At 56.8% G+C, this 22,555-nt stretch carries 21 protein-coding genes and 1 pseudogene; 15 read left to right on the forward strand and 7 right to left on the reverse strand.

The window, feature by feature from the left end:
- The first annotated feature begins 95 nt into the window (after positions 1–95).
- From mglA to GUC22_RS07985, 5 genes are all read left to right on the forward strand, one after another.
- Positions 96–1,616 (forward strand): galactose/methyl galactoside ABC transporter ATP-binding protein MglA, encoded by a 1,521-nt coding sequence (mglA, locus tag GUC22_RS07965; RefSeq protein ID WP_004870402.1) that lies wholly within the window; start codon positions 96–98, stop codon positions 1,614–1,616.
- Between the two features lie 15 nt (positions 1,617–1,631).
- Complete coding sequence (gene mglC, locus GUC22_RS07970; RefSeq protein ID WP_004122861.1) at positions 1,632–2,642, forward strand: galactose/methyl galactoside ABC transporter permease MglC; 1,011 nt, start codon at positions 1,632–1,634, stop codon at positions 2,640–2,642.
- A gap of 217 nt (positions 2,643–2,859) precedes the next feature.
- A complete protein-coding gene (locus GUC22_RS07975; protein ID WP_024359208.1) occupies positions 2,860–3,531 on the forward strand; it encodes a CsgG/HfaB family protein in 672 nt (223 codons plus the stop codon).
- Between the two features lie 72 nt (positions 3,532–3,603).
- Positions 3,604–3,960 (forward strand): DUF4810 domain-containing protein, encoded by a 357-nt coding sequence (locus GUC22_RS07980; RefSeq protein ID WP_004870406.1) that lies wholly within the window; start codon positions 3,604–3,606, stop codon positions 3,958–3,960.
- Positions 3,957–4,616 (forward strand): DUF799 domain-containing protein, encoded by a 660-nt coding sequence (locus GUC22_RS07985; RefSeq protein ID WP_024359207.1) that lies wholly within the window; start codon positions 3,957–3,959, stop codon positions 4,614–4,616. Before GUC22_RS07980 ends, GUC22_RS07985 begins: the two co-directional genes overlap by 4 nt.
- 82 nt (positions 4,617–4,698) lie before the next feature.
- Here GUC22_RS07985 and sanA read toward each other — a convergent pair whose 3' ends face one another.
- The 5 genes from sanA to GUC22_RS08010 all read right to left on the reverse strand — a co-directional run bounded on the left by sanA (position 4,699) and on the right by GUC22_RS08010 (position 8,681).
- Positions 4,699–5,415, reverse strand: coding sequence for an outer membrane permeability protein SanA (gene sanA, locus GUC22_RS07990; RefSeq protein ID WP_004122854.1), 717 nt, complete (start codon positions 5,413–5,415; stop codon positions 4,699–4,701).
- Between the two features lie 124 nt (positions 5,416–5,539).
- The gene (gene cdd / locus GUC22_RS07995) at positions 5,540–6,424 is read right to left on the reverse strand and encodes a cytidine deaminase (protein ID WP_024359206.1); all 885 of its coding nucleotides are present in this window, start codon (positions 6,422–6,424) and stop codon (positions 5,540–5,542) included.
- Between the two features lie 127 nt (positions 6,425–6,551).
- The gene (locus GUC22_RS08000; protein WP_024359205.1) at positions 6,552–7,247 is read right to left on the reverse strand and encodes a CidB/LrgB family autolysis modulator; all 696 of its coding nucleotides are present in this window, start codon (positions 7,245–7,247) and stop codon (positions 6,552–6,554) included.
- Positions 7,244–7,642: a CidA/LrgA family protein gene (locus GUC22_RS08005; RefSeq protein ID WP_004122849.1), complete on the reverse strand. Its 399-nt coding sequence runs from the start codon at positions 7,640–7,642 to the stop codon at positions 7,244–7,246. The genes GUC22_RS08000 and GUC22_RS08005 overlap by 4 nt, the downstream gene beginning before the upstream one ends.
- Positions 7,643–7,763: 121 nt before the next feature.
- Entirely contained in the window at positions 7,764–8,681 is a 918-nt protein-coding gene (locus GUC22_RS08010; protein ID WP_049085467.1) for a LysR family transcriptional regulator, read from the reverse strand.
- A gap of 126 nt (positions 8,682–8,807) precedes the next feature.
- Here GUC22_RS08010 and GUC22_RS08015 point away from each other — a divergent pair, with 126 nt between their 5' ends.
- From GUC22_RS08015 to GUC22_RS08055, 9 genes and pseudogenes are all read left to right on the forward strand, one after another.
- The gene (locus tag GUC22_RS08015) at positions 8,808–10,166 is read left to right on the forward strand and encodes an MFS transporter (protein ID WP_004870412.1); all 1,359 of its coding nucleotides are present in this window, start codon (positions 8,808–8,810) and stop codon (positions 10,164–10,166) included.
- An 11-nt stretch (positions 10,167–10,177) separates the two neighbouring features.
- Positions 10,178–11,215: a gentisate 1,2-dioxygenase gene (gene gtdA, locus GUC22_RS08020; protein ID WP_154933424.1), complete on the forward strand. Its 1,038-nt coding sequence runs from the start codon at positions 10,178–10,180 to the stop codon at positions 11,213–11,215.
- A gap of 24 nt (positions 11,216–11,239) precedes the next feature.
- Entirely contained in the window at positions 11,240–11,938 is a 699-nt protein-coding gene (locus GUC22_RS08025; protein ID WP_004870417.1) for a fumarylacetoacetate hydrolase family protein, read from the forward strand.
- Positions 11,939–11,946: 8 nt separating this feature from the next.
- Positions 11,947–12,591 carry a maleylacetoacetate isomerase gene (gene maiA / locus GUC22_RS08030; protein WP_004870419.1) on the forward strand — a complete coding sequence of 215 codons (645 nt, stop codon included), beginning with the start codon at positions 11,947–11,949 and terminating at the stop codon, positions 12,589–12,591.
- A gap of 8 nt (positions 12,592–12,599) precedes the next feature.
- Positions 12,600–13,793 (forward strand): 3-hydroxybenzoate 6-monooxygenase, encoded by a 1,194-nt coding sequence (locus GUC22_RS08035; RefSeq protein ID WP_024359203.1) that lies wholly within the window; start codon positions 12,600–12,602, stop codon positions 13,791–13,793.
- A gap of 200 nt (positions 13,794–13,993) precedes the next feature.
- Entirely contained in the window at positions 13,994–14,932 is a 939-nt protein-coding gene (dusC, locus tag GUC22_RS08040) for a tRNA dihydrouridine(16) synthase DusC (protein WP_004138551.1), read from the forward strand.
- A 152-nt stretch (positions 14,933–15,084) separates the two neighbouring features.
- Complete coding sequence (gene bglG, locus GUC22_RS08045) at positions 15,085–15,918, forward strand: transcriptional antiterminator BglG (RefSeq protein WP_004122830.1); 834 nt, start codon at positions 15,085–15,087, stop codon at positions 15,916–15,918.
- Between the two features lie 53 nt (positions 15,919–15,971).
- A pseudogene (gene bglF / locus GUC22_RS08050) lies at positions 15,972–17,943 on the forward strand (PTS beta-glucoside transporter subunit IIABC).
- Positions 17,944–17,960: 17 nt separating this feature from the next.
- Positions 17,961–19,355: a glycoside hydrolase family 1 protein gene (locus GUC22_RS08055; RefSeq protein WP_004138567.1), complete on the forward strand. Its 1,395-nt coding sequence runs from the start codon at positions 17,961–17,963 to the stop codon at positions 19,353–19,355.
- Between the two features lie 96 nt (positions 19,356–19,451).
- On the opposite strand, the gene GUC22_RS08060 is transcribed toward GUC22_RS08055, so the two are convergent.
- Positions 19,452–20,186, reverse strand: a complete 735-nt coding sequence (locus GUC22_RS08060) for a class I SAM-dependent methyltransferase (protein WP_004138568.1) — start codon at positions 20,184–20,186, stop codon at positions 19,452–19,454.
- Positions 20,187–20,305: 119 nt separating this feature from the next.
- Between GUC22_RS08060 and mdtQ the strand changes: the two genes are divergently transcribed.
- Entirely contained in the window at positions 20,306–21,745 is a 1,440-nt protein-coding gene (gene mdtQ, locus GUC22_RS08065; RefSeq protein WP_064342995.1) for a multidrug resistance outer membrane protein MdtQ, read from the forward strand.
- Positions 21,746–21,850: 105 nt separating this feature from the next.
- Here mdtQ and GUC22_RS08070 read toward each other — a convergent pair whose 3' ends face one another.
- Complete coding sequence (locus GUC22_RS08070) at positions 21,851–22,420, reverse strand: DedA family protein (RefSeq protein ID WP_004138572.1); 570 nt, start codon at positions 22,418–22,420, stop codon at positions 21,851–21,853.
- Positions 22,421–22,555 lie beyond the last annotated feature (135 nt).

Genomic DNA, 22,555 nt, shown 5'->3' on the forward strand with positions numbered 1-22,555 from the left:
CGCGCTGTACGCCCGATTATTCCTGATACAGAACCCGTCCCTGTTCGTCGTTAATTCGTCGGCAGGGGTATGCACGCACGCAGCCAGGTATAACTATGGTCAGCAATAATAGCGAACGGTCAGGCGAATATTTGTTGGAAATGACCAACATCAACAAATCGTTTCCTGGCGTCAAGGCTCTCGATAATGTGAACCTCAAGGTTCGTCCCCACTCTATTCATGCCTTAATGGGGGAGAACGGCGCGGGCAAATCAACATTATTAAAATGCCTATTTGGGATCTATCAAAAAGATTCCGGCAGTATTCTTTTTCAGGGACAAGAGATCGATTTCCATTCGGCTAAAGAAGCCCTGGAAAACGGTATTTCAATGGTTCATCAGGAATTAAACCTGGTCTTACAGCGTTCGGTGATGGACAACATGTGGCTGGGACGTTATCCCACCAAAGGCGTGTTTGTCGATCAGGACAAAATGTATCGTGATACCAAAGCGATTTTCGATGAGCTGGATATTGATATCGACCCGCGCGCTCGCGTCGGTACGCTATCGGTATCGCAAATGCAGATGATTGAAATTGCGAAGGCATTTTCCTATAACGCCAAAATTGTCATTATGGATGAGCCGACCTCTTCGTTAACTGAAAAAGAGGTCAATCATCTGTTTAAAATTATCCGCAAGCTGAAAGAGCGCGGCTGCGGCATTGTCTATATTTCCCACAAAATGGAAGAGATCTTCCAGCTGTGCGATGAAATTACTATCCTGCGCGACGGCCAGTGGATCGCCACCCAGCCGCTGGAAGGGCTGGATATGGATAAGATCATCGCGATGATGGTAGGCCGCTCCCTCAATCAGCGCTTCCCGAACAAGGAAAATAAGCCGGGCGAGGTGATTCTTGAGGTGCGCAATTTAACCTCGCTGCGCCAGCCGTCGATTCGCGATATCTCTTTCGATCTGCACAAAGGCGAAATTCTGGGGATTGCCGGGCTGGTCGGAGCGAAACGTACCGATATCGTCGAGACGTTATTCGGCATTCGCGAGAAGGCCGGCGGGACGATCAGGCTGCACGGTAAGAAGATTAACAACCATAGCGCCAATGAAGCCATCAACCACGGCTTTGCGCTGGTGACCGAAGAGCGCCGCTCGACGGGAATTTATGCCTACCTGGATATCGGTTTTAACTCGCTGATCTCCAATATTAAAAAATACAAGAATAAGGTCGGATTGCTGGATAATTCACGCATGAAAAGCGATACCCAATGGGTGATTGATTCGATGCGCGTGAAAACCCCGGGGCAGCACACGCAAATTGGTTCGTTGTCCGGTGGCAACCAGCAGAAAGTTATTATCGGTCGCTGGCTATTAACCCAGCCGGAAATACTGATGCTCGATGAACCCACGCGTGGGATTGACGTTGGGGCGAAGTTCGAAATTTACCAGCTGATCGCCGAGCTGGCAAAAAAAGACAAAGGGATCATTATTATTTCCTCCGAGATGCCGGAGCTACTGGGTATTACTGACCGTATTCTGGTAATGAGCAATGGTCTCGTTGCCGGAATTGTTGAGACTAAAACCACCACGCAAAACGAAATTCTCCGTCTTGCGTCGTTGCACCTTTAAGATCAGGGGCTCCTCATGAGTGCGTTAAATAAAAAGAGTTTTCTCACCTATTTGAAAGAAGGTGGGATTTACGTGGTTCTTTTAGTATTACTGGCTATTATTATTTTCCAGGATCCGACTTTCTTAAGCTTGCTGAACTTAAGTAATATTCTGACCCAGTCTTCGGTGCGTATTATTATCGCGCTCGGCGTGGCCGGACTGATTGTCACTCAGGGTACCGACCTTTCAGCCGGACGTCAGGTCGGCCTCGCGGCGGTTATCGCCGCCACCATGCTGCAGGCGGTGGACAACGCCAATAAGGTCTTCCCGGAAATGGCCACGATGCCGATTCCGCTGGTTATCCTGCTGGTGTGCGCGATCGGCGCGGTGATTGGCCTTATCAACGGCATTATCATTGCTTACCTGAACGTGACGCCGTTTATCACCACCCTCGGCACGATGATCATCGTGTACGGTATCAACTCCCTGTATTACGACTTTGTGGGCGCGTCGCCGATCTCCGGCTTCGATAGCCACTTCTCGCAGTTTGCCCAGGGGTTTGTGGCGCTGGGTTCATTCCGCCTGTCGTATATCACCTTCTATGCGCTGATTGCCGTGTTCTTCGTATGGATCCTGTGGAACAAGACCCGCTTTGGCAAAAACATTTTTGCTATCGGCGGCAACCCGGAAGCGGCGAAGGTTTCCGGCGTCAACGTCGCTCTGAACCTGCTGATGATTTATGCGCTCTCCGGCGTGTTCTACGCCTTCGGCGGCCTGCTGGAAGCCGGACGCATCGGTTCGGCGACCAACAACCTTGGCTTTATGTATGAACTGGATGCGATTGCCGCCTGCGTGGTCGGCGGCGTATCGTTCAGCGGCGGGGTCGGCACCGTGTTCGGCGTGGTGACCGGGGTGATTATCTTCACCGTCATCAACTACGGTCTGACCTATATCGGCGTGAACCCGTACTGGCAGTACATTATCAAAGGGGCGATTATTATCTTCGCTGTAGCATTGGATTCGCTGAAGTACGCGCGGAAGAAGTAAGTTTCTCTCTCGGAAAAAGCTGCCTGCGGGCAGCTTTTTTTATTTGCGCGGGACGGGATCACGAAAATTAATATTGCGGTGCCAATAGCCGTTGGTTTTTTCATATCTGGAATACGTTACTATTTTTGGCAAAATGTAAACATGTGTTTATGTATTTTTCCGCAAACTAAGGATATTATGCTCATTTGCTGTTTTGATAATGGAAAGGAACCCTCGAATGTTAAAGAAAATGATAGCTGTGATAGGCTTCGGAAGCCTCGTATTATTAAGCGGTTGTGCAAAAGAATCATCCCGCTCACTCGAAGTCGCTAAGGTGACGACCTGGAATACGCCTTACCACGGCGCTCGCAGCCCAATTTCAGTGGGTAAGTTTGATAACCGCTCCAGCTATATGAATGGCGTATTCTCTGATGGCGTCGATCGTTTGGGTAATCAGTCAAAAACAATTCTCATAACACATTTGCAACAAACCGGGCGATTCAATGTTCTCGATCGGAGTAATATGGCCGAGTTGCAGAATGAAGCCAGTATAAAAGGGACCAGCCAGACGCTGAAGGGCGCTGACTACGTGGTGACGGGGGACGTGACCGAATTTGGGCGCAAGGAAGTCGGCGACCATCAATTATTTGGCATCCTGGGAAGAGGGAAGAGCCAAATTGCCTATGCCAAAGTCAATCTTAATATCGTGAATGTCCAGACATCCGAAGTCGTTTTTTCGTCGCAGGGTGCCGGGGAATTTGAGCTTTCTAACCGCGAAGTGATCGGATTCGGCGGTACCGCCAGCTATGACTCCACGCTAAACGGAAAAGTGTTGGATCTCGCTATCCGCGAAGCCGTAAATAATCTGGTTGCAGGTATCGAAAGCGGTGCGTGGACACCGGCTAAATAATCGTTCTGATTTCGACATTTCCCGTGTGCGTACGGTGAAATGTCGCTTTAAATCATAATATGGATGTTAAAAATGAATATTATCCGTTCTGTTTTAATTCTGCTCGCCGTGGCGGTGATAAGCGGTTGTGCGACAAGCCCCAAACCCCTCTATAGCTGGAATGAATATCAGCCTGTGGTTTATGAGTATTACGCGCTGGATATGGGGCCACAAGAGCAAATCGAAACATTAAAAAAAGATATTGAAAAAGCGCGGGCGCAGGCGCTTCCTGTTCCTCCGGGACTGCATGCGCATCTTGGGATGTTATATATCGATACCGGTCATCCGGAGCTGGCAAAAACAGAATTTGAACAGGAGAAACGGCTGTTTCCTGAATCCAGCCAGTTTATGGATTTTCTGTTGAAGAAAATGCAGGGAGGCAAAGCATGAAAAAGTTATATGTAATATGCGCGGGTTTATTACTGACCCTACTGTTGAGCGGTTGCGCGCCGAAAAAATCCTATGACTACACGGCATTCAGGCAGAGTAAACCGAAGAGTATTCTGGTCCTGCTGCCGAAAAACGAATCACCGGACGTTAAAGCGGGCTATGGGGTCCTTTCGCAGGTCACGCTGCCGCTTGCCGAGGCGGGATATTATGTTTTCCCTGTTGCCGTCGTTGATAACACCTTTAAACAAAATGGCGTCGTGAATGGTGAAGAAATGCACGGTGTCAGCCATCAAAAGCTAAGAGAAATTTTTGGCGCTGACGCTGTGCTCTATCTTAAGGTCACGGAATATGGGACATCGTATCAGGTTATCAACAGCGATACCCGCGTCGCCGTTTCCGGTGAGCTGGTGGATATTCGTAACGGAAAACTATTATGGAAAGGCAGCGCGGTGGCTTCCAGCAGCGAAAGTGACGGTAGCGGCGGTTCGCTTTTAGGCATGCTTATCCAGGCGGCCGTTGACCAGATAGTCAACACCATGACCGACAGAAGCTATAAGGTCGCGGGTATTGCCGATGCGCGACTGCTCACGCCTGCCGCGCCAGCAGGGATGCTGTACGGCCCTCGCTCTCCTAAATACGGTAAAGATTTGCAATAGCGTCCTCAATAGATGGCCGATGCGCGCCTTTGCATCGGCCATTTATTGCTTATCATGAACCCCTCTTTGCCAGATAACGAGGCTACTTCTCTTTTTTCTGCAGCTCCAGCAGCTGCTGGGGCGTGACCGCCGGATAGGACTGCGCGCCGTCGGGAACTTCCTGCTGCGCGGGGATGGGGATCAGCGGGCCTAAAAAGCGCGGCTCGCGTTTAAAAATATAGAGATCCGCCAGCGCGCCGAAGCGGGCGCCGAACTCGCGCAGGCGAACGCTCCACATATCCTTTGGCGATGGTACCGCGTAGCACTGCGCCTGAATCCCCATATGCAGGGCAATAAACAGCGCCCGCTCGCAGTGGAAGCGTTGGGTAATGATAATAAAGTCGTTCGTATCGAAGACCTTACGGGTGCGAACAATCGAATCGAGCGTACGAAAACCCGCATAGTCCAGCACGATATCCGCCGGATCGACGCCGGCTTTAATCAAATCGCGGCGCATGGTCATCGGCTCGTTATAGCTTTGCAGCGCGTTATCGCCGCTGAGCAGCAGATAGTTCACCTTGCCGCTGTTGTAGGCGTTCAGCGCGCCCTGAATCCGGTAACGATAATATTGGTTGATAACCCCGGTACGGTAGTACTTAGCGGTACCGAGCACGACGCCGACCTGGCGGTAGGGCAGGTCCTGCAGCTCGTCGTAAATATAGGGAGAGGTTTTCCAGCTCATCCAGCGGTCAAGACCCAGCACGGTTAACAGCAGCAAGCCGAACAGGACTAACAGGCTGTATAACACACGCTTTAACATGAACCTGGCTCAATAGTGGATGAGGGAAGCTTCAGGCTACTTTACCCGTCGGGCAAGCGCAAGAAACCGTCGTTTAATTGCGGGGATTTTCAACAGTGCGGGCCGTTTGGCCCGCAGAATGTGACTAACCTAACAGTACGCGATCGATATTATGGCAGCCCAGCGCCTTCAGCGTCGCCGCGGTGGCGTCCCACTGGATAAGCGCTGCATCGGCCTTTTCGGCCAGAATTGCGCGCTGGATATCCGGGTAATCGTATCCGTTGAGGCTCAGCAGATTCAGCGCGCCCTGCAGCGGAGGCAGCGTCGGGTTAAAGGCGGCGTTCTCGGCGTAGCTGCCGGTGAAAAGGGTGCCGTCTTTCAGCTCCAGCGCTACGCCGGAGGGCGAATTGCTGTAAGGCGTATGGCAACGGTTGGCCGCCTGAATCGCCGCCTGAGCCAGCGCGTCGCCGCTGAGCGGGAAGCCGTGGTCCTGCTCGTCCATCAGCAGGGTTTTAATGTCCAGATCTTTCGGGCCGAAAGCGTCCGGCAAATAGTGCTGCAGCGAATGCGCCTCGCGACCGGGGAGGTGGATGCGCAGCGCCAGGCCGCTGTTCAGCTCGTTCATAAACTGTCGGCAGTGGCCGCAGGGAGTATAGTTAACGGTAATCGCCCGCAGGGATTTTTCGCCGCGCAGCCAGGCATGGCTGATGGCGCTTTGTTCGGCGTGCACGGTTTGCTGCATAGTGGCGCCGAGAAATTCCATATTGCCGCCGAAGTACCAGGTACCGCTGATGCCGCGGGCAATCGCGCCGACGTTAAAATGGGAAAGATCGGCCCGCGCGCAGGCCGCCGCCAGCGGCAGCAAAGCAAAGGCCAGCGCGTCTTCATCCAGTCCCGTTGCGCTTTGCAGCGCCGCAACCTGGTCTGCATTCAGCAGGGCCGGGAAATGCCGATCGGTCAGCATCGGGGCGATGGCCGCTTGCAGGTCCGCCGCCAGTTGGGGAAGAACAGCTTGAAAACGTGGGTGCATGGCGTTGCCTCATAACAATGTAATGGAAATCTAGTGTACGGGGGGCGACAGCCTGGATATGTGATAAACATCTCATTGTTACTGCAACTAATTCGTGTTGCATTTAAAAATGTGATTAAAATCACATTTATCCAACCACCGCTAAAATAAGCGGAAATAAGAACGGCGCGACCAGCGAGGTAATTATCCCGCAAAGCACCAGCGCCAGCGAGCTGAACGCCCCTTCCTGATAGTCGAGCTCAGCGCAACGGGCGGTCCCCAGGGCGTGGGATGCGGTCCCCATCGACAGGCCGCGCGAGGCCTTGGTGCGGATGCGCATCACGTTCAGCAGGGTGTGACCAAAGACCGCGCCGAGAATGCCGACGAAAATCACGCACACCGCGCTGATCGCCGGAATCCCGCCAATGCTGCTGCTCACCGCCATGGCAATCGGCGTCGTCACCGATTTCGGCAAAATAGAGGCGGCAATCTGCGGGGTTGCGCCCATCAACAGGGCAACGGTGGTGCCGGTGACCATCGCCACTACGCTGCCGATAAAGCAGATGGTGATGATTGACTTCCAGCGGGCGCGGATTTGGTGCAGCTGCTCATACAAAGGAAAGGCCAACGCCACCACCGCCGGCTGCAGCAGATCGTTAAGAATTTTGCTGCCGAGGAAATAGCGCTCGTAGGAGATGCCGGTTATCAGCAGAAAAGGAATGAGCACCACCATCGCCACCAGCAGCGGGTTAAGCAGCGGAAATTTAAACCGCGCCGCCAGCCTGCGGGCAAGGAAAAAGACGACAAGAGTGAGCGGCAGCGACCACCAGATTTCATGGATCATTCTTCACTTCCTTTTTGTCCAACCACTTTGCGCTCACCGTGAACCAGGTGTGAACTCCAGCTGACCACTAAAAAGACCACCAGCGTGCTTATCGCGCAGGACACCACCACCGGGCCAAACTGCGCGCGCAGTAAATCCCAGTACTGCATGACGCCGACGCCGATAGGCACAAACAGCAGCGCCATATAGCGAATCAGGATGTTGCAGCCGGGGTTAACCCACTGTGGCGGCATGATCTGCAGCGCCAGCAGAAAAAACAGAATCAGCATGCCAATAATGCTGCCGGGAATGGCGATCGGCAGGAGCGAAGAGAGAAAAATGCCCGCATACAAGCAGGCGTAGATGAGCACGAAAGCGCGCAGATACTGCCAGACAATAATCAGTGATTTACTCATGGTAATAACCCTTGATGAACCGCATTCATCATACAATTAAAGCCAAAAATGTGCTACCGATCACATCATGAATTCTACGCATACCTGCAATAGAGAGGGGGAACAGCAAAACGGACGGCTATCAGAGCGTAGATTGCAGCGACAGGCAGTGCAGAAACCGGCTCAGCGCCAGCGACGGCGTTTCACTTTTTCGCCAGAACACCCCAACGCTACCTTTTTGTTCAATGCGCGGCAAATTAAGAATCGCCAGCTGGTGCTGGGCGGCGTAGCGCTGCGCCAGACGCAAGGAGAGAATTGAGACCATATCGCTGCTCTGCAGCAGGTTGCTGGTGACGTTCATCGAGGCGGACTCAATGGTGTTTTCCGGCAGCATCACGCCGTTATCCACCAGCGCGTTGTCGATGCTCAGGCGAATTGGCGTGCCGGTGGGCCAGACGATCCAGCGCCAGGGGGAGAGATCGGCCCAGCTTAACCGCGATTTTTGGGCCAGCGGGTGATCGGGACGGGCGACAAAGCAGACCGGTTCGGTGTAGAGCACCCGGTAGCTCAGCGGCAGCTCCAGCGCCCGTCCGCCGACGCGTCCGACAACCACATCCACCACGCCGGCGAGCAGATCGTTAAGCAGCGGCGTCATGACCTTCTCTTCGATATTCAGGTGCAGGGTCGGCATCTCTTTGAGCAGTTCGAGGATCGCCTGCGAGACGCAGTCGGTCGCCACCGGCGAACAGCCAATCATCAGGCTGCCCACCTGTCCGCCCTGCTTAAAACGCTCGATCTCATACTGCGAACGCGACATATCGTTAATCAGCCGCTGGGCGTGCTGAAGCAGCAGCTTCCCGCCTTCGGTCGGGCGCAGGCCTTTGCTATGGCGTTCGAACAAAACCATGCCGACTTCGTCTTCAAACTGGCTGAGCCATTTGGAGAGCGCGGGCTGAGTAATGTTCATCATTTTCGCCACCTGCGTGAGATTGCCTTGCTCCCCCAGCGCCACCAGCATCTGTAAATGGTGCAGCTTCAGTTTCTGCGTCCAGTCCGCCATTAGCGATAACCTCCAGGTTATGTCTATGCCCGAAATACCATTGTACATTTCATTGCCTGAGTTACAAACTCGCAACATAAAAGAAATAAATACAACACCTACCCCTACCTGCACTGAGGCATAACGATGACTCAACGACTTGAATTACAGAAGCTGCTCAACGCCGCGCCGGTCGGCGCCCGACAGTGGCGCGTGATTATCTGCTGTTTCCTGGTGGTGATGCTCGATGGCTTTGATACCGCCGCGATTGGTTTTATCGCGCCGGATATCCGCAGCCACTGGCAGCTCACCGCCGGCGACCTCGCGCCGTTATTTGGCGCGGGATTGCTGGGCCTGACCGCCGGGGCGCTGCTCTGCGGCCCGCTCTCCGACCGCTTTGGCCGCAAACGGGTGATTGAGTTTTGCGTCGCCCTGTTCGGCCTGTTCAGCCTGCTTTCCGCGTTTGCCCCCGATCTGCAAATGCTGGTGTTCCTGCGTTTTCTGACCGGCCTCGGCCTCGGCGGCGCAATGCCTAATACCATCACCATGACCTCGGAATATTTGCCTGCCCGGCGGCGCGGGGCGCTGGTAACCCTGATGTTTTGCGGGTTCACCCTCGGTTCCGCCTTCGGCGGCGTGGTCAGCGCACAGCTGGTGCCGCTGATCGGCTGGCACGGCATTCTGGTGCTCGGCGGCGTTTTACCGTTGATACTGGCGGTGGCGCTGGTGCCTCTGCTTCCCGAGTCTCCGCGCTGGCAGATCCGTCGCCAGCTGCCGCAGGCGACGATCGCCAGAACCGTCGGCGCCATTACCGGCGAGCGCTATAACGACACGCATTTCTGGCTTGATGAACCTGCCGCAGGGGCGAAGGGCAGTATCAGCCAGCTGTTCGCCGGGCGTCAGTTGGCCATCACCTTAATGCTATGGGTGGTGTTCTTTATGAGCCTGCTGATTATCTATCTGCTCTCCAGCTGGATGCCGACGTTGCTAAACCATCGGGGCATTGATTTACAGCACGCTTCGTGGGTCACCGCCGCCTTCCAGATTGGCGGCACCTTTGGCGCGCTGCTGCTCGGCGTGCTGATGGATCGCTTCAATCCCTATCGGGTGCTGGCGCTGAGCTACGGCCTCGGGGCGGTGTGTATCGTCATGATTGGCCTGAGCGAGAACGGCCTGTGGCTGATGGCGCTGGCGATTTTCGGCACCGGCATCGGCATCAGCGGCTCGCAGGTGGGGCTGAATGCGCTAACCGCAACGCTGTATCCCACGCAAAGCCGCGCGACCGGCGTGAGCTGGTCAAACGCGGTTGGCCGCTGCGGGGCCATCGTTGGCTCCCTTTCCGGCGGTGTGATGATGGCGATGAATTTCTCATTCGATACCCTGTTTTTTGTTATCGCCGTCCCGGCCGTTGTGAGCGCCGTGATGCTTATCCTGCTGACGCTTGCCGTCCGCAACCCGACTTCTGTACCCGCCGCGCTGCCTTCCGCAGGCATTGTGAATAAATAAGGAGAACGCTTATGTCCCAGTCCACCACGGAAGCAAATAACGGCCGTCAGCAGTTTTACCAGCATATTTCCGGGCAAAACCTGACGCCGCTTTGGGAATCGCTGCACCATCTGGTGCCGAAAACGCCGAACGCCACCTGCGCGCCGGCTTACTGGAATTATCAGGAGATTCGCCCGCTGCTGCTGGAAAGCGGCAAGCTGATTGGCGCGAAAGAGGCGATACGCCGCGTGCTGGTGCTGGAAAACCCGGCGCTGCGCGGGCAGTCGTCGATTACCTCCTCGCTGTACGCGGGTTTGCAGCTGATTATGCCCGGCGAAGTGGCGCCGAGCCATCGGCACAACCAGTCGGCGCTGCGCTTTGTCGTGGAAGGCGAAGGGGCGTTTACCGCCGTTGACGGCGAACGTACTGCCATGCGCGCCGGCGACTTTATTCTGACGCCGCAGTGGCGCTGGCACGATCACGGCAACCCCGGCAACGAACCGGTTATCTGGCTCGACGGCCTCGATCTGCCGCTGGTGAACTATCTGGGCTGCGGCTTCGCGGAGGACTATCCGCAAGATCAGCAGCCGGTGACCCGCAAAGAGGGGGATTATCTGCCGCGCTACGCCGCCAACATGCTGCCGCTGCGCCATCAGTCCGGTAACTCTTCGCCCATCTTTAACTATTGCTACGACCGCAGCCGCGAAGCGCTGCACGATCTGACGCGGATGGGCGATGCCGATGAGTGGGATGGCTATAAGATGCGCTACGTCAACCCGGTCACCGGCGGCTACCCGATGCCGTCGATGGGCGCCTTCCTGCAGCTGTTACCGAAAGGGTTTACCTCGCGAGCGGCGAAAACCACCGACAGTACCGTCTATCACGTGGTGGAAGGCAGCGGCCAGGTCACCATTGGCGAACAGACCTTCGCTTTTCAGGCAAAAGATATCTTCGTGGTGCCGACCTGGCACGCCGTCTCTTTTATCTCCGCCGAAGATAGCGTGTTATTCAGCTTTTCGGACCGTCCCGTGCAGGAAGCGCTCGGCCTGTTCCGCGAAGCGCGTTATTAAAAATTAAGAATAAGGAATCGAATCATGACTCAATACGTTTTTGCACCCCAGGCTCCGATTAGCGTTCCGGTTGTCGGCAGCGATGAGCAGTTCCCGGTGCGCCGCGTTTACTGCGTGGGCCGCAACTACGCCGCTCACGCGCGTGAAATGGGCTTTGACCCGGATCGCGAACCGCCGTTCTTCTTCTGCAAGCCTGCCGATGCGGTGGTGCCCGTCGCCGCGGGAGAAACGCTGAACCTGCCGTATCCGACGCAAACCGATAACTATCACTACGAAATTGAGCTGGTGGTGGCGATTGGCAAGCGGGGAAGCGATATCCCGCTGGAGCAGGCCCATGAGTATATCTGGGGCTATGCCACGGGGCTGGATATGACCCGCCGCGATCGCCAGATGGAGATGCGCCAGATGGGCCGTCCGTGGGAGATTGGTAAAGCTTTTGACCTTTCCGCGCCGATTGCGCCGCTGCATAAAGCGGATACGGCGGACGTGAGCCAGGCCGGAATCTGGCTGCAGGTAAACGGGGAAGATCATCAGCGCAGCGATATTCGCCACCTGATCTGGTCGGTTAACGAAACCATCAGCTATCTTTCCGGTTTCTTTGAGCTGCAGCCCGGCGATCTGATTTTCACCGGCACGCCGGAAGGCGTCGGCGCGGTGGTGAAAGGCGATGTCATCACCGGCAACGTCGATGGACTGACGCCAATCGCCGTGCGCGTGGTGTGAGGTGAATGATGAAGCTGTACAGTTTTTTTAATAGCTCAGCGTCCTACCGCGTGCGGATTGCGCTGGCGCTGAAAGGCATCGACTACCAGAGCGTCGGCGTTAACATCCGCATCGGCCAGCAGAACGCGCTGGAGTACCGGCGGCTGAACCCGGTCGGTCTGGTGCCGACGCTCATTACCGACAAAGGCGAATCTCTCGGCCAGTCGCTGGCGATTGCCGACTGGCTGGACCGGCACTATCCGCAGCCGCTGCTGCTGCCCCAGGCGGACAGCGCGCGGATGCGGGTACTGGAGATCGTTTACGCCATCGCCTGCGATATTCATCCCATTAATAACATGCGCGTTTTACGCTACCTTGGCGACGAGCTAAAGGTAAGCGAAGAGGAGAAAAAACGCTGGTATGCGCACTGGATCCAGCAGGGATTCAGCGCCGTCGAGCAGCTATTGCGCCACGCGAAATCCGGCGATTTTTGCGTGGGCGATGCGCCTACCCTGGCGGACTGCTGCCTGGTGCCGCAGTGGGCCAACGCCCTGAGGATGGGCTGCGATCTCAGCCACTATCCGCGCTGCCAGGCGGTTTATGACGCCTGTACCCGGCTGCCGGCATTTATCGCCGCCGCGCCGGAAAACCAACAAGATAAGATCCCGGCTTAGGAGGCAACATGGCAAAAGTGATGCGAGCAATTATTGTCGGCGGCGGTATTGGCGGAGCGGCCACGGCGCTCTCTCTGGCGCGCCAGGGCATCAAAGTGATGCTGCTGGAAAAGGCGCATGAAATCGGCGAAATCGGCGCCGGGATCCAGTTGGGTCCAAACGCATTCTCGGCGCTCGACAGCCTCGGCGTCGGCGAAGTCGCCCGCCAGCGCGCGGTGTTTACCGACCATATCACCATGATGGATGCGGTCAACGGCGAAGAGGTGGTGCATATTGAGACCGGACAGGCCTTCCGCGACCATTTTGGCGGACCCTATGCGGTGATCCATCGGGTGGATATCCACGCCACCGTCTGGGAGGCGGCGCTGACCCATCCGGCCGTCGAGTACCGTACTTCGACGCAGGTAGTGGATATCCGCCAGACCGCCGATGACGTGACGGTGTTTGATGATAAAGGCAACAGCTGGACGGCGGATATTCTGATCGGCTGCGACGGCGGTAAGTCGGTGGTGCGCCAAAGTCTGCTGGGCGATTCGCCGCGGGTAACCGGCCATGTCGTTTATCGCGCGGTGGTTGACGCCGCCGATATGCCGGACGATTTACGCATCAACGCGCCGGTGCTGTGGGCCGGTCCGCACTGCCACCTGGTGCATTATCCGCTGCGCGGCGGCAAGCAGTACAACCTGGTGGTGACCTTCCATAGTCGGCAGCAGGAAGAGTGGGGCGTGCGCGACGGCAGTAAAGAAGAGGTGCTCTCCTACTTTAAAGGCATCCACCCGCGTCCCCGGCAGATGCTGGACAAACCGACCTCCTGGCGTCGCTGGTCCACCGCCGACCGCGAGCCGGTAGAGAAGTGGGGCAACGACCGCATCACGCTGGTTGGCGATGCCGCGCATCCGGTGGCGCAGTATATGGCCCAGGGCGCCTGTATGGCGCTGGAAGATGCGGTGACGCTGGGTAAAGCGCTGGCGCAATGCGACGGCGACGCCGCCCGCGCTTTCGCGCTGTATGAATCGGTACGTATTCCGCGTACCGCGCGCATCGTCTGGTCGACGCGGGAAATGGGGCGGGTCTATCACGCCGCCGGCGTTGAGCGTCAGGTGCGCAATCTGCTGTGGAAAGGCAAAACCCAGAGCGAGTTTTATCGCGGCATCGAGTGGCTGTACGGCTGGAAAGAGGATAACTGCCTGGAAGCGCGTTAAGCGGCTGCGCACTTCCCGGGGCGCGGCTGGCGCCTTACCCGGGCTACCGGCCCGCAGATAGCGGTGGTCGCGTAGCCTGGCTAAACGCAGCGCCAGCCGGGAAGCAGCGCCGCCGCCGGGAAAACCGATATTGGCCCCTTTCAACCCGCATCCAGAGGCGCTAACATAGCGCCTCTTTTTTCCGGGCAATGATAAACAATATGCGTGTATTACTGGCGCCGATGGAAGGCGTGCTCGATTCGCTGGTGCGCGAGCTGCTGACCGAAGTGAATGATTACGATCTCTGCATCACCGAATTCTTGCGCGTGGTGGATCAGCTCCTGCCGGTAAAATCGTTCTACAGGCTGTGTCCGGAACTGCATAACAACAGCCTGACGCCGTCCGGCACCCGCGTGCGCGTGCAACTGCTCGGGCAGTATCCGCAGTGGCTGGCGGAAAACGCCGCTCGCGCGGTCGAGCTCGGTTCCTGGGGCGTTGACCTCAACTGCGGCTGCCCGTCAAAGCTGGTGAACGGCAGCGGCGGCGGGGCGACGCTGCTGAAAGACCCTGAGCTTATCTATCGCGGCGCGAAAGCGATGCGCGAGGCGGTTCCCACCCATCTGCCGGTCACGGTAAAAGTACGGCTTGGCTGGGACAGCGGCGAGCGGCGATTTGAAATTGCCGATGCGGTCCAGCAGGCGGGCGCCAGCGAGCTGGTGGTGCACGGCCGCACCAAAGAGGACGGCTATAAAGCGGAGCGCATCGACTGGCAGGCCATCGGCGAAATCCGTCAGCGCCTGACTATTCCGGTGGTGGCCAACGGTGAAATCTGGGACTGGCAAAGCGCCCAGGATTGCCTGGCCGCGACCGGCTGCGACTCGGTGATGATTGGCCGCGGCGCCCTGAACGTTCCAAACCTGAGCCGGGTGATAAAATATAACGAACCACGTATGCCCTGGCCGCAGGTGGTCGAACTGCTGCAAAAATATACCCGCCTGGAAAAGCAGGGCGACACCGGTCTTTATCACGTCGCGCGTATCAAACAGTGGCTGAGCTATTTGCGTAAAGAATACCTTGAGGCTGCTGAGCTGTTCAGCGCGGTGCGCACCCTACAGGATTCAACCAGCATTGCGCGCACGATTAACGACTGGCGTAGCTAAACTATCTGACCTACATCACAATTTTTGGCTTGTCCCATTGAGATTACCCGGCGGACAGTGAAATACTCACTACCGATTGTTACTGCTCCGGCAGGCAAAACCTGATTTCCTGGCATCCGTCGGGGTCAGGTTTTTTTGTTTTTGGGGTTCATATGCAAATCGCCAAAGTACTTAATAATAATGTAGTGGTGGTTGTTGATGAGCAGCAGCGTGAACAGGTAGTCATGGGCCGAGGACTTGCCTTTCAAAAACGCGTTGGTGACTCTCTTGATGAAAGTAAAATTGAAAAGGTCTTCGCGCTGCAGAGCGATGAACTGGTTGGCCGTTTAGGTGAATTACTCAGTCAGATACCGTTAGAAGTGATGACCACCTGCGATCGGATCATCGATCTGGCGCGCGGTCGTCTCGGTAAGTTACAGGATAGTTTGTACATTACCCTGACCGACCACTGCCACTTTGCGATTGAGCGGCAGAAGAAGGGCATCGCCATTCGGAATGTGCTGCTGTGGGAAATAAAGCGGCTGTATCCGAAGGAGTTTGAGTTAGGGCAGGAGGCGCGGGCGATCGTCAGCAAAAGGCTCGGGGTTGAACTGGCCGAAGATGAAGCGGGTTTTATCGCCCTGCATCTGGTCACGGCGCAGCTCAACAGCGAAATGCCGGAAGTGATGCACGTGACCCGGGTCATGCAGGAGATCCTGCAACTGGTGAAGTATCAGCTGACGCTGAACTACGACGAAGAGTCGCTGAGCTACCAGCGCTTTGTCACCCACCTCAAGTTTTTCGCCCAGCGCATGCTGACGCGAACGGTGGTCGAAGATGATGATGTGACGCTGCACAGCGCGGTAAAGGATAACTACCCTAAAGCGTGGAAGTGTGCGGAAACCGTCGCCCGGCACCTGCAAAAGAGCTACCAGCGGCCACTGACGACGGAAGAGATTATGTTTCTCGCCATTCATATTGAGCGGGTGAGAAAAGAGGGACGCTAAGCGCCGATAGGGCCTGGCGCATAGCTCCCGCGCTACAACTGGATTGTTACTGCATTACGCAGGCAAAACCTGAGCGCAACGCCTACACGGCGTTGTTCTCGGGTTTTTTTATTTTTAATACTCAGTTAACGATGCCTGCGGGCAGCGGAAGTAAGGAAAAACAGCATGGAATATAAAGCACTCGCGCAGGATATTCTCACTCGGGTAGGCGGCAGAGAGAATATTGTGAGTCTGGTTCACTGCGCTACACGGCTGCGTTTTAAGCTCAAAGATAGCAAGAAGGCGGATGCCGAAGGACTGAAGGCGAACCCTGGCGTCATTATGGTCGTCGAAAGCGGCGGCCAGTTTCAGGTGGTTATCGGTAATCACGTGCACGATGTCTGGCTGGCGGTGCGCAGCGAAGCCGGCCTGACGGATGACAGTGAGCCGGTGGCGGTAAAAGGCGAAAAAGTGTCGCTTATCGGCCAGCTTATCGACATTGTTTCCGGTATTTTCACCCCGTTTATCGGCGTCCTGGCGGCCTCGGGGATCCTCAAAGGCTTGCTGGCGCTGGCGGTGGTTTGCGGCTGGTTAACGACGCAGCAGGCGACCTATAAAATCTGGTTTGCCGCCAGCGATGCGCTGTTCTTCTTTTTCCCGCTGTTTCTCGGCTATACCGCAGGCAAGAAATTTGGCGGCAACCCCTTTATTACCATGGTGATCGGCGGCGCGTTAACTCATCCGCTGATGATTCAAGCGTTTGACGCCAGCATGGCTCCCGGCGCCGCGACGGAGTATTTCCTCGGTATTCCGGTGACCTTTATCAATTACAGCTCCTCGGTCATTCCGATTATCCTCGCCTCGTGGGTCAGCTGCTGGATTGAAAAACGCAGCAACGCGATACTGCCTTCCTCGATGAAGAACTTCTTCACGCCGGCGATTTGCCTGGCCGTCGTCGTACCGCTCACGTTTCTGATTATCGGCCCCGTAGCCACCTGGCTGAGCCAGCTGCTGGCCAATGGTTATCAGCTTATCTATCAGGTTGCGCCCTGGCTTGCCGGAGCGGCGATGGGAGCGCTGTGGCAGGTATGCGTTATCTTCGGGCTGCACTGGGGCCTGATACCGTTAATGATTAACAACCTCGCCGTGCTGGGCCATGATTCGATGATGCCGATGCTGCTGCCTGCGGTGATGGGCCAGGTGGGCGCCGCGCTGGGGATTTTCCTGCGCACTCGCGATGCGCGGCAAAAAGTGCTGGCGGGTTCTGCGGTTTCCGCCGGGATCTTTGGCGTGACCGAGCCGGCGATTTATGGTCTGAACCTGCCTTTACGCCGTCCCTTTATCTTCGGCTGCGTTGCTGGCGCCATCGGCGGCGCGATGGTTGGTTTTAGCGACAGCCACGTCTACTCTTTTGGTTTCGGTAACATTTTCACCCTGGCGCAAATGATCCCGCCGGAGGGCATTGACGCTACGGTGTGGGGCGGCGCGGCGGGGATGTTTGCCTCGTTAATCATCGCCTGCGTGCTTACCCTCGTCGCCGGGCTGCCGCGCAGCAGCGCTGAGCAGGCTGCGGTTGTCGTGGCGCCGGCCTCGGAAAACGACATCCTGGCGCCGATGACCGGCAGCGTGCTGGCGCTGGATCAGGTGCCTGACAGTACCTTCGCCAGCGGCCTGTTGGGCCAGGGCGTGGCGATTATTCCCTCAGTGGGCAAGGTTATCGCGCCGTTCTCGGGCGAAGTCGCCTCCATTTTTCAAACCAAACACGCCATCGGTCTGCTGAGCGACAGCGGCATTGAGCTGCTCATCCACGTTGGCATCGACACCGTTAAGCTCGATGGCGCGCCGTTCACCGCCCATGTAAAAGAGGGTGACAAAATCAAAGCGGGCGACCTGCTGCTGGAGTTTGACCGCCAGGCGATTCTGGACGCCGGCTATGATCTGGCGACGCCCATTATTATCAGCAACAGCGACGATTTTCGTACTCTCGACATGGTCTCCGCCAGCGCGGTGGATGCCGGTCAGCCGCTGTTGTCCGTAAGCCGTTAATCACAGGAGAGAGATGAATGAAGACATTCCCACAGGCGTTTTTATGGGGCGGCGCGACCGCGGCAAACCAGGTTGAAGGCGCTTATCTGGAAGACGGGAAGGGATTAACCACTTCTGACGTCCAGCCGCGCGGCGTATTTGGCGATGTGGTAGAACGCGTGCCCGGCGATAGCGGCATTAAGGATATCGCCATCGATTTTTACCACCGTTATCCGGAAGATATCAGCCTCTTTGCCGAGATGGGCTTTAACTGCCTGCGCGTATCGATTGCCTGGGCGCGTATTTTCCCCCACGGCGATGAGGCGCAGCCAAACGAAGCCGGGCTGGCCTTCTACGATAAGCTGTTTGATGAAATGGCGAAGCACAATATTACTCCGCTGGTAACCCTGTCCCACTATGAGATGCCGTGGGCGCTGGTGAAAAACTACGGCGGCTGGGGCAATCGCAAAGTGATTGGCTTCTTCGAGCGCTACGCCCGTACGGTGTTCGAGCGCTACCAGGCGAAGGTCAAACTGTGGCTGACCTTCAATGAAATCAATATGTCCCTGCACGCGCCGATGACCGGCGTCGGTCTGCCGGCCGACAGCAGCAAAGCGGAAGTCTACCAGGCTATTCACCATCAGCTGGTGGCGAGCGCGCTGGCGGCTAAGGCCTGCCATGACATCGTGCCTGAGGGCAAAATCGGCAATATGCTGCTCGGCGGCCTGATGTATCCGCTCAGCTGCAAACCGGACGATATTTTTGAAACCCTGCAGCAGAACCGTAGCTGGCAGTTCTTTGGCGATGTCCAGTGCCGCGGCGCTTACCCGGGCTATATGCTGCGCTATTTCCGCGACAACGGCATTAACCTCGACATCACCGATGCCGACCGCGCCGCCCTGAAAGAGACCGTCGACTTTATCTCCTTCAGCTACTATATGACCGGCTGCGTGACCGCCGACGAAGAGCTGAACAAAAAAGCGCGCGGCAATATTCTCAGCATGGTGCCGAACCCGCACCTGGCAAGCTCGGAATGGGGCTGGCAGATTGACCCGCTCGGTCTGCGCACGCTGCTGAACGTGCTGTGGGATCGCTATCAGAAGCCGCTGTTTATCGTGGAAAACGGCCTGGGCGCCAAGGATAAGGTGGAAGCCGACGGCAGCATCAACGACGATTACCGGATCAGCTATCTTAACGACCATCTGGTGCAGGTTCGTGAGGCAATCGAGGACGGCGTTGAGCTGATGGGCTACACCAGCTGGGGGCCTATTGACCTGGTGAGCGCGTCGAAGGCGGAGATGTCCAAACGCTATGGCTTTATCTATGTCGATCGCGACGATGACGGCAACGGCACCCTGGCGCGCAGTCGCAAGAAGAGCTTCTGGTGGTATAAAGAGGTCATTGCCACTAACGGCGGCAGCTTAAAAGAGTAATCGTCTGGAGGTTGCGTCGGCTAACCGCCACCCGGCAGAAATGCGCGACAGTAGCTAAAACCCTCGGCCCGGATAACCTCCGGGCCATTTTGCGTATTACGCCGGCTTACGCGCGCGCAGCAGAAAAATCATCGGCCGCTCTTTTTCTTCATCCAGCGCCGGCTGAGCGGCAATCTGCTCCGCCGTCGGTCCCCACTCATCCAGATGCTCAATGATAAAACCGGCGGCCACCAGCAGGTTTATCCAGCTGGACAGCTTGCGGTGCTGTTTTTTCACTCCGTCGGCAAACCAGTTGCTGATGCGCTCGCCCTCCTGCTGGTAGTGGCTCACCGGCCAACTTTTCTGCCCGTTCTCATCCACCTGCCAGCCCTGCTGAGGCGGGGCGGTGTAGATGGGATGTTCGGCGGAGAACAGCAGCGTGCCGCCAGGCGTCAGCGCCCGGTAAACGGTGGCGAACAGGGGCGCGACGTCGGGCAGATAGTGCAGCGCCAGCGAGCTATAGACCAGCTCGCAGCTATCGGCGGGCAGGGTAAGCGTCTGGAGATCTTCGCAGCGATAGCGAATACCTTCGCCCTCCGTCATTTCGCGGGCGCGCTCCAGCATTCGGCTGGAGAGATCCAGCCCGTCCACCTGCGCGGCGCCCTGATCCCGGGCCCAGCGGCAAAACCAGCCGTAGCCGCAGCCAAGATCGACGACGCGTAAACCGGATAACGGTGGAAGCATTTGCTGAAGGGTTGGCCACTCCGGCGCACCCTCCAGCCCTTTTACCGAACGATCGAGGGTGGCGTATCCGGCAAAAAAAGCGGGATCGTCATAGATGTTCTGACTCATTATCACTCCATGAGAAGTTTATTTTTAGCCTGCTAATAGTTACGGCACACGCTTTACTAAACGGCAATGATGCAAGTAGCTTAATATACCCGACCTTATTTAATCACCTGACCGATTTCATGAACCTGACTTTGAGCAAACGCGCGTTGGCTGGCCTGCCACTGGTTATCGCGCTGGCGGGCTGCGCGCCATCGCACGATACTGGCAAGCCGCTCCAGCAGCAGACCCCGGCATCCCACGTCGCAATGGAATTGCCCGCCGCCGTAAAAAACGGCTGGCCGCAGAGCAACTGGTGGCAGGATTACCATGACCCGCAGCTCAATAGCCTGATTCAGCGTGCCTTAGCCAATGCGCCGGACATGCAGATTGCCGAACAACGCATCAGGCTGGCGGAAGCGCAGGCGCGGATGTCGCAATCCAGCCTGGGGCCGAACCTGGATTTTTCCGCCGATATCGAACGACAGAAAATGTCCTCCGAGGGGCTGATGGGGCCGTTTGCCACCGATACCGACGGCAACACCGGGCCGTGGTACACCAACGGCACCTTCGGACTGACCGCCGGATGGGATCTGGACCTGTGGGGTAAAAACCGCGCGCTGCTGAAAGCGCGCATCGGTGAAGTCAAAGCCCAGGTCGCCGAAGAAGCCCAGACCCGCGAACTGCTGGCCGGCAGCGTCGCTCGCCTTTACTGGCAGTGGCAGACCGAAGCGGCCATTAAAAACGTGCTGACGCAGGTGAAGCGCGAACAGAATAATGTCGTTACCGTGGATACTGCGCTGTACCAGCGCGGGATCACCAACTCGGCCGAAGGGGCAGAGAACGATATTAACGTCAGTAAAACCGATCAGCAGCTCGCCGACGTAGCGGGCAATATGAAAGAGATCGAAGCGCGGCTGATGGCGCTGACCAACAGCCAGAGCCGGGCGCTGAATCTTCATCCGGCGGATTTACCCGCCGTCAGCGCGCAAATGCCCAACCAACTGGGCTATGAGCTGCTGGCGCGACGCCCGGACCTGCAGGTCGCGCACTGGTATATCGAAGCTTCATTAAGCGAAGTGGATGCCGCGAAAGCCGCGTTTTATCCGGATATCAACTTGATGGCCTTCTTGCAGCAGGATGCCCTGCATCTCAGCGATCTGTTCCGCCACTCTGCCCAGCAGATGGGCGTCACCGCCGGGCTGACCCTGCCGATCTTTGATAGCGGCCGCCTGAACGCGAATCTGGATATCGCCAGCGCGCAAAATGCCCTGTCGATAGCGAAGTACAACAAAGCGGTGGTCGATGCGGTGAATCAGGTGGCGAAAACCGCCAGCCAGATGGAAACGCTGATGGCGAAAAATCAGCAGCAGCAGCAGGTTGAAAAAGATGCTCAGCGGATGGTCGCGCTGGCCCAGGCGCGGATGAATGCCGGGATTATTTCCGGCTCGCGCGTCAGCCTGGCGAAGCTGCCGGCGCTGCAGGAGCGCGTCACCGCGCTGCGCCTGCGCGGCCAGTGGCTTGATGCCAGCATTCAGCTGACCTCCGCGCTGGGCGGCGGGTATCATCAGGCGGCGAAGTAGTCCTGTTTCCCCGGCTCGCGCTGCGCTTAGCCGGGCTACAGATTACGTGGTCTGTGGAGTTTGTAGCCCGGATATGGCGTTTACGCCGCCATCCGGGAACTCTCGTCACTCTTTCTTCTTTGCCTCGCGGTGTTTTAGCCACCAGTGCGCCGCAACCACCAGCGCCACCGCCAGAATCAGCCAGATCCAGTGTTTCAGATGCGCGTCCAGATGATGCAGCCACGGGCCGATCGCTTCGCCGCCGAGATAGCCGAGCGTGGTAAAAATTAACGCCCAGATAATCGCGCCGACAATATTCAGCGGCAGAAACACCTTCGGCGGCAGGCGGCTGGCGCCAATTAACAGCGGGCCGATAACCCGAAAGCCGTACATAAAGCGGGTACCGATGACGAACAGATAAGGACGCCGTTGGATCATCCGCTGGGCCTTCTGGATCCGTTTTTTCTGGCGCGCAAACCGCCGCAGGATCCGTCCGCCAAAGCGCCTGCCGAGCAAATAAAGCAGCTGATCGCCAATCATGCCCCCGAGGGCGACCGAAATAACCACCAGCCAGAACTTCAATAATCCCTGATGTGCCGCCACGCCGCCGAGCAGCGTGATGGTTTCGCCTTCCGCCATGCTGCCAATGACCAGCGCCGCGTAGCCGTACTGGGAAATCAGGTTATTGATATCCATATAAAGATTAACTCCATAAAACGTCAGTCCCTTAATCATACACCCTGATGCTAAAAATGCGGGGGAAGCGCATTTTTATCGCTGTACACAAAATAATCTACAAGGTGAATTATACTTGGATCAGTGCTGTACCAC

This window comes from Klebsiella sp. MPUS7 (assembly GCF_009905335.1).
Lineage (GTDB): Bacteria > Pseudomonadota > Gammaproteobacteria > Enterobacterales > Enterobacteriaceae > Klebsiella > Klebsiella grimontii.

Excerpts from the sequence above, each read along its gene's own strand:
- GUC22_RS08015 (WP_004870412.1), top strand. The coding sequence starts at position 8,808 with ATGACTCAACGACTTGAATTACAGAAGCTGCTCAACGCCGCGCCGGTC.
- mdtQ (WP_064342995.1), top strand. The coding sequence starts at position 20,306 with ATGAACCTGACTTTGAGCAAACGCGCGTTGGCTGGCCTGCCACTGGTT.
- GUC22_RS08060 (WP_004138568.1), bottom strand. The coding sequence starts at position 20,186 with ATGAGTCAGAACATCTATGACGATCCCGCTTTTTTTGCCGGATACGCC.
- GUC22_RS07980 (WP_004870406.1), top strand. The coding sequence starts at position 3,604 with ATGAATATTATCCGTTCTGTTTTAATTCTGCTCGCCGTGGCGGTGATA.
- GUC22_RS08025 (WP_004870417.1), top strand. The coding sequence starts at position 11,240 with ATGACTCAATACGTTTTTGCACCCCAGGCTCCGATTAGCGTTCCGGTT.
- sanA (WP_004122854.1), bottom strand. The coding sequence starts at position 5,415 with ATGTTAAAGCGTGTGTTATACAGCCTGTTAGTCCTGTTCGGCTTGCTG.
- bglG (WP_004122830.1), top strand. The coding sequence starts at position 15,085 with ATGCAAATCGCCAAAGTACTTAATAATAATGTAGTGGTGGTTGTTGAT.
- GUC22_RS07975 (WP_024359208.1), top strand. The coding sequence starts at position 2,860 with ATGTTAAAGAAAATGATAGCTGTGATAGGCTTCGGAAGCCTCGTATTA.
- mglA (WP_004870402.1), top strand. The coding sequence starts at position 96 with ATGGTCAGCAATAATAGCGAACGGTCAGGCGAATATTTGTTGGAAATG.
- mglC (WP_004122861.1), top strand. The coding sequence starts at position 1,632 with ATGAGTGCGTTAAATAAAAAGAGTTTTCTCACCTATTTGAAAGAAGGT.
- cdd (WP_024359206.1), bottom strand. The coding sequence starts at position 6,424 with ATGCACCCACGTTTTCAAGCTGTTCTTCCCCAACTGGCGGCGGACCTG.
- maiA (WP_004870419.1), top strand. The coding sequence starts at position 11,947 with ATGAAGCTGTACAGTTTTTTTAATAGCTCAGCGTCCTACCGCGTGCGG.
- GUC22_RS08070 (WP_004138572.1), bottom strand. The coding sequence starts at position 22,420 with ATGGATATCAATAACCTGATTTCCCAGTACGGCTACGCGGCGCTGGTC.
- GUC22_RS08010 (WP_049085467.1), bottom strand. The coding sequence starts at position 8,681 with ATGGCGGACTGGACGCAGAAACTGAAGCTGCACCATTTACAGATGCTG.
- gtdA (WP_154933424.1), top strand. The coding sequence starts at position 10,178 with ATGTCCCAGTCCACCACGGAAGCAAATAACGGCCGTCAGCAGTTTTAC.
- GUC22_RS08055 (WP_004138567.1), top strand. The coding sequence starts at position 17,961 with ATGAAGACATTCCCACAGGCGTTTTTATGGGGCGGCGCGACCGCGGCA.
- GUC22_RS07985 (WP_024359207.1), top strand. The coding sequence starts at position 3,957 with ATGAAAAAGTTATATGTAATATGCGCGGGTTTATTACTGACCCTACTG.
- GUC22_RS08000 (WP_024359205.1), bottom strand. The coding sequence starts at position 7,247 with ATGATCCATGAAATCTGGTGGTCGCTGCCGCTCACTCTTGTCGTCTTT.
- GUC22_RS08005 (WP_004122849.1), bottom strand. The coding sequence starts at position 7,642 with ATGAGTAAATCACTGATTATTGTCTGGCAGTATCTGCGCGCTTTCGTG.
- dusC (WP_004138551.1), top strand. The coding sequence starts at position 13,994 with ATGCGTGTATTACTGGCGCCGATGGAAGGCGTGCTCGATTCGCTGGTG.
- GUC22_RS08035 (WP_024359203.1), top strand. The coding sequence starts at position 12,600 with ATGGCAAAAGTGATGCGAGCAATTATTGTCGGCGGCGGTATTGGCGGA.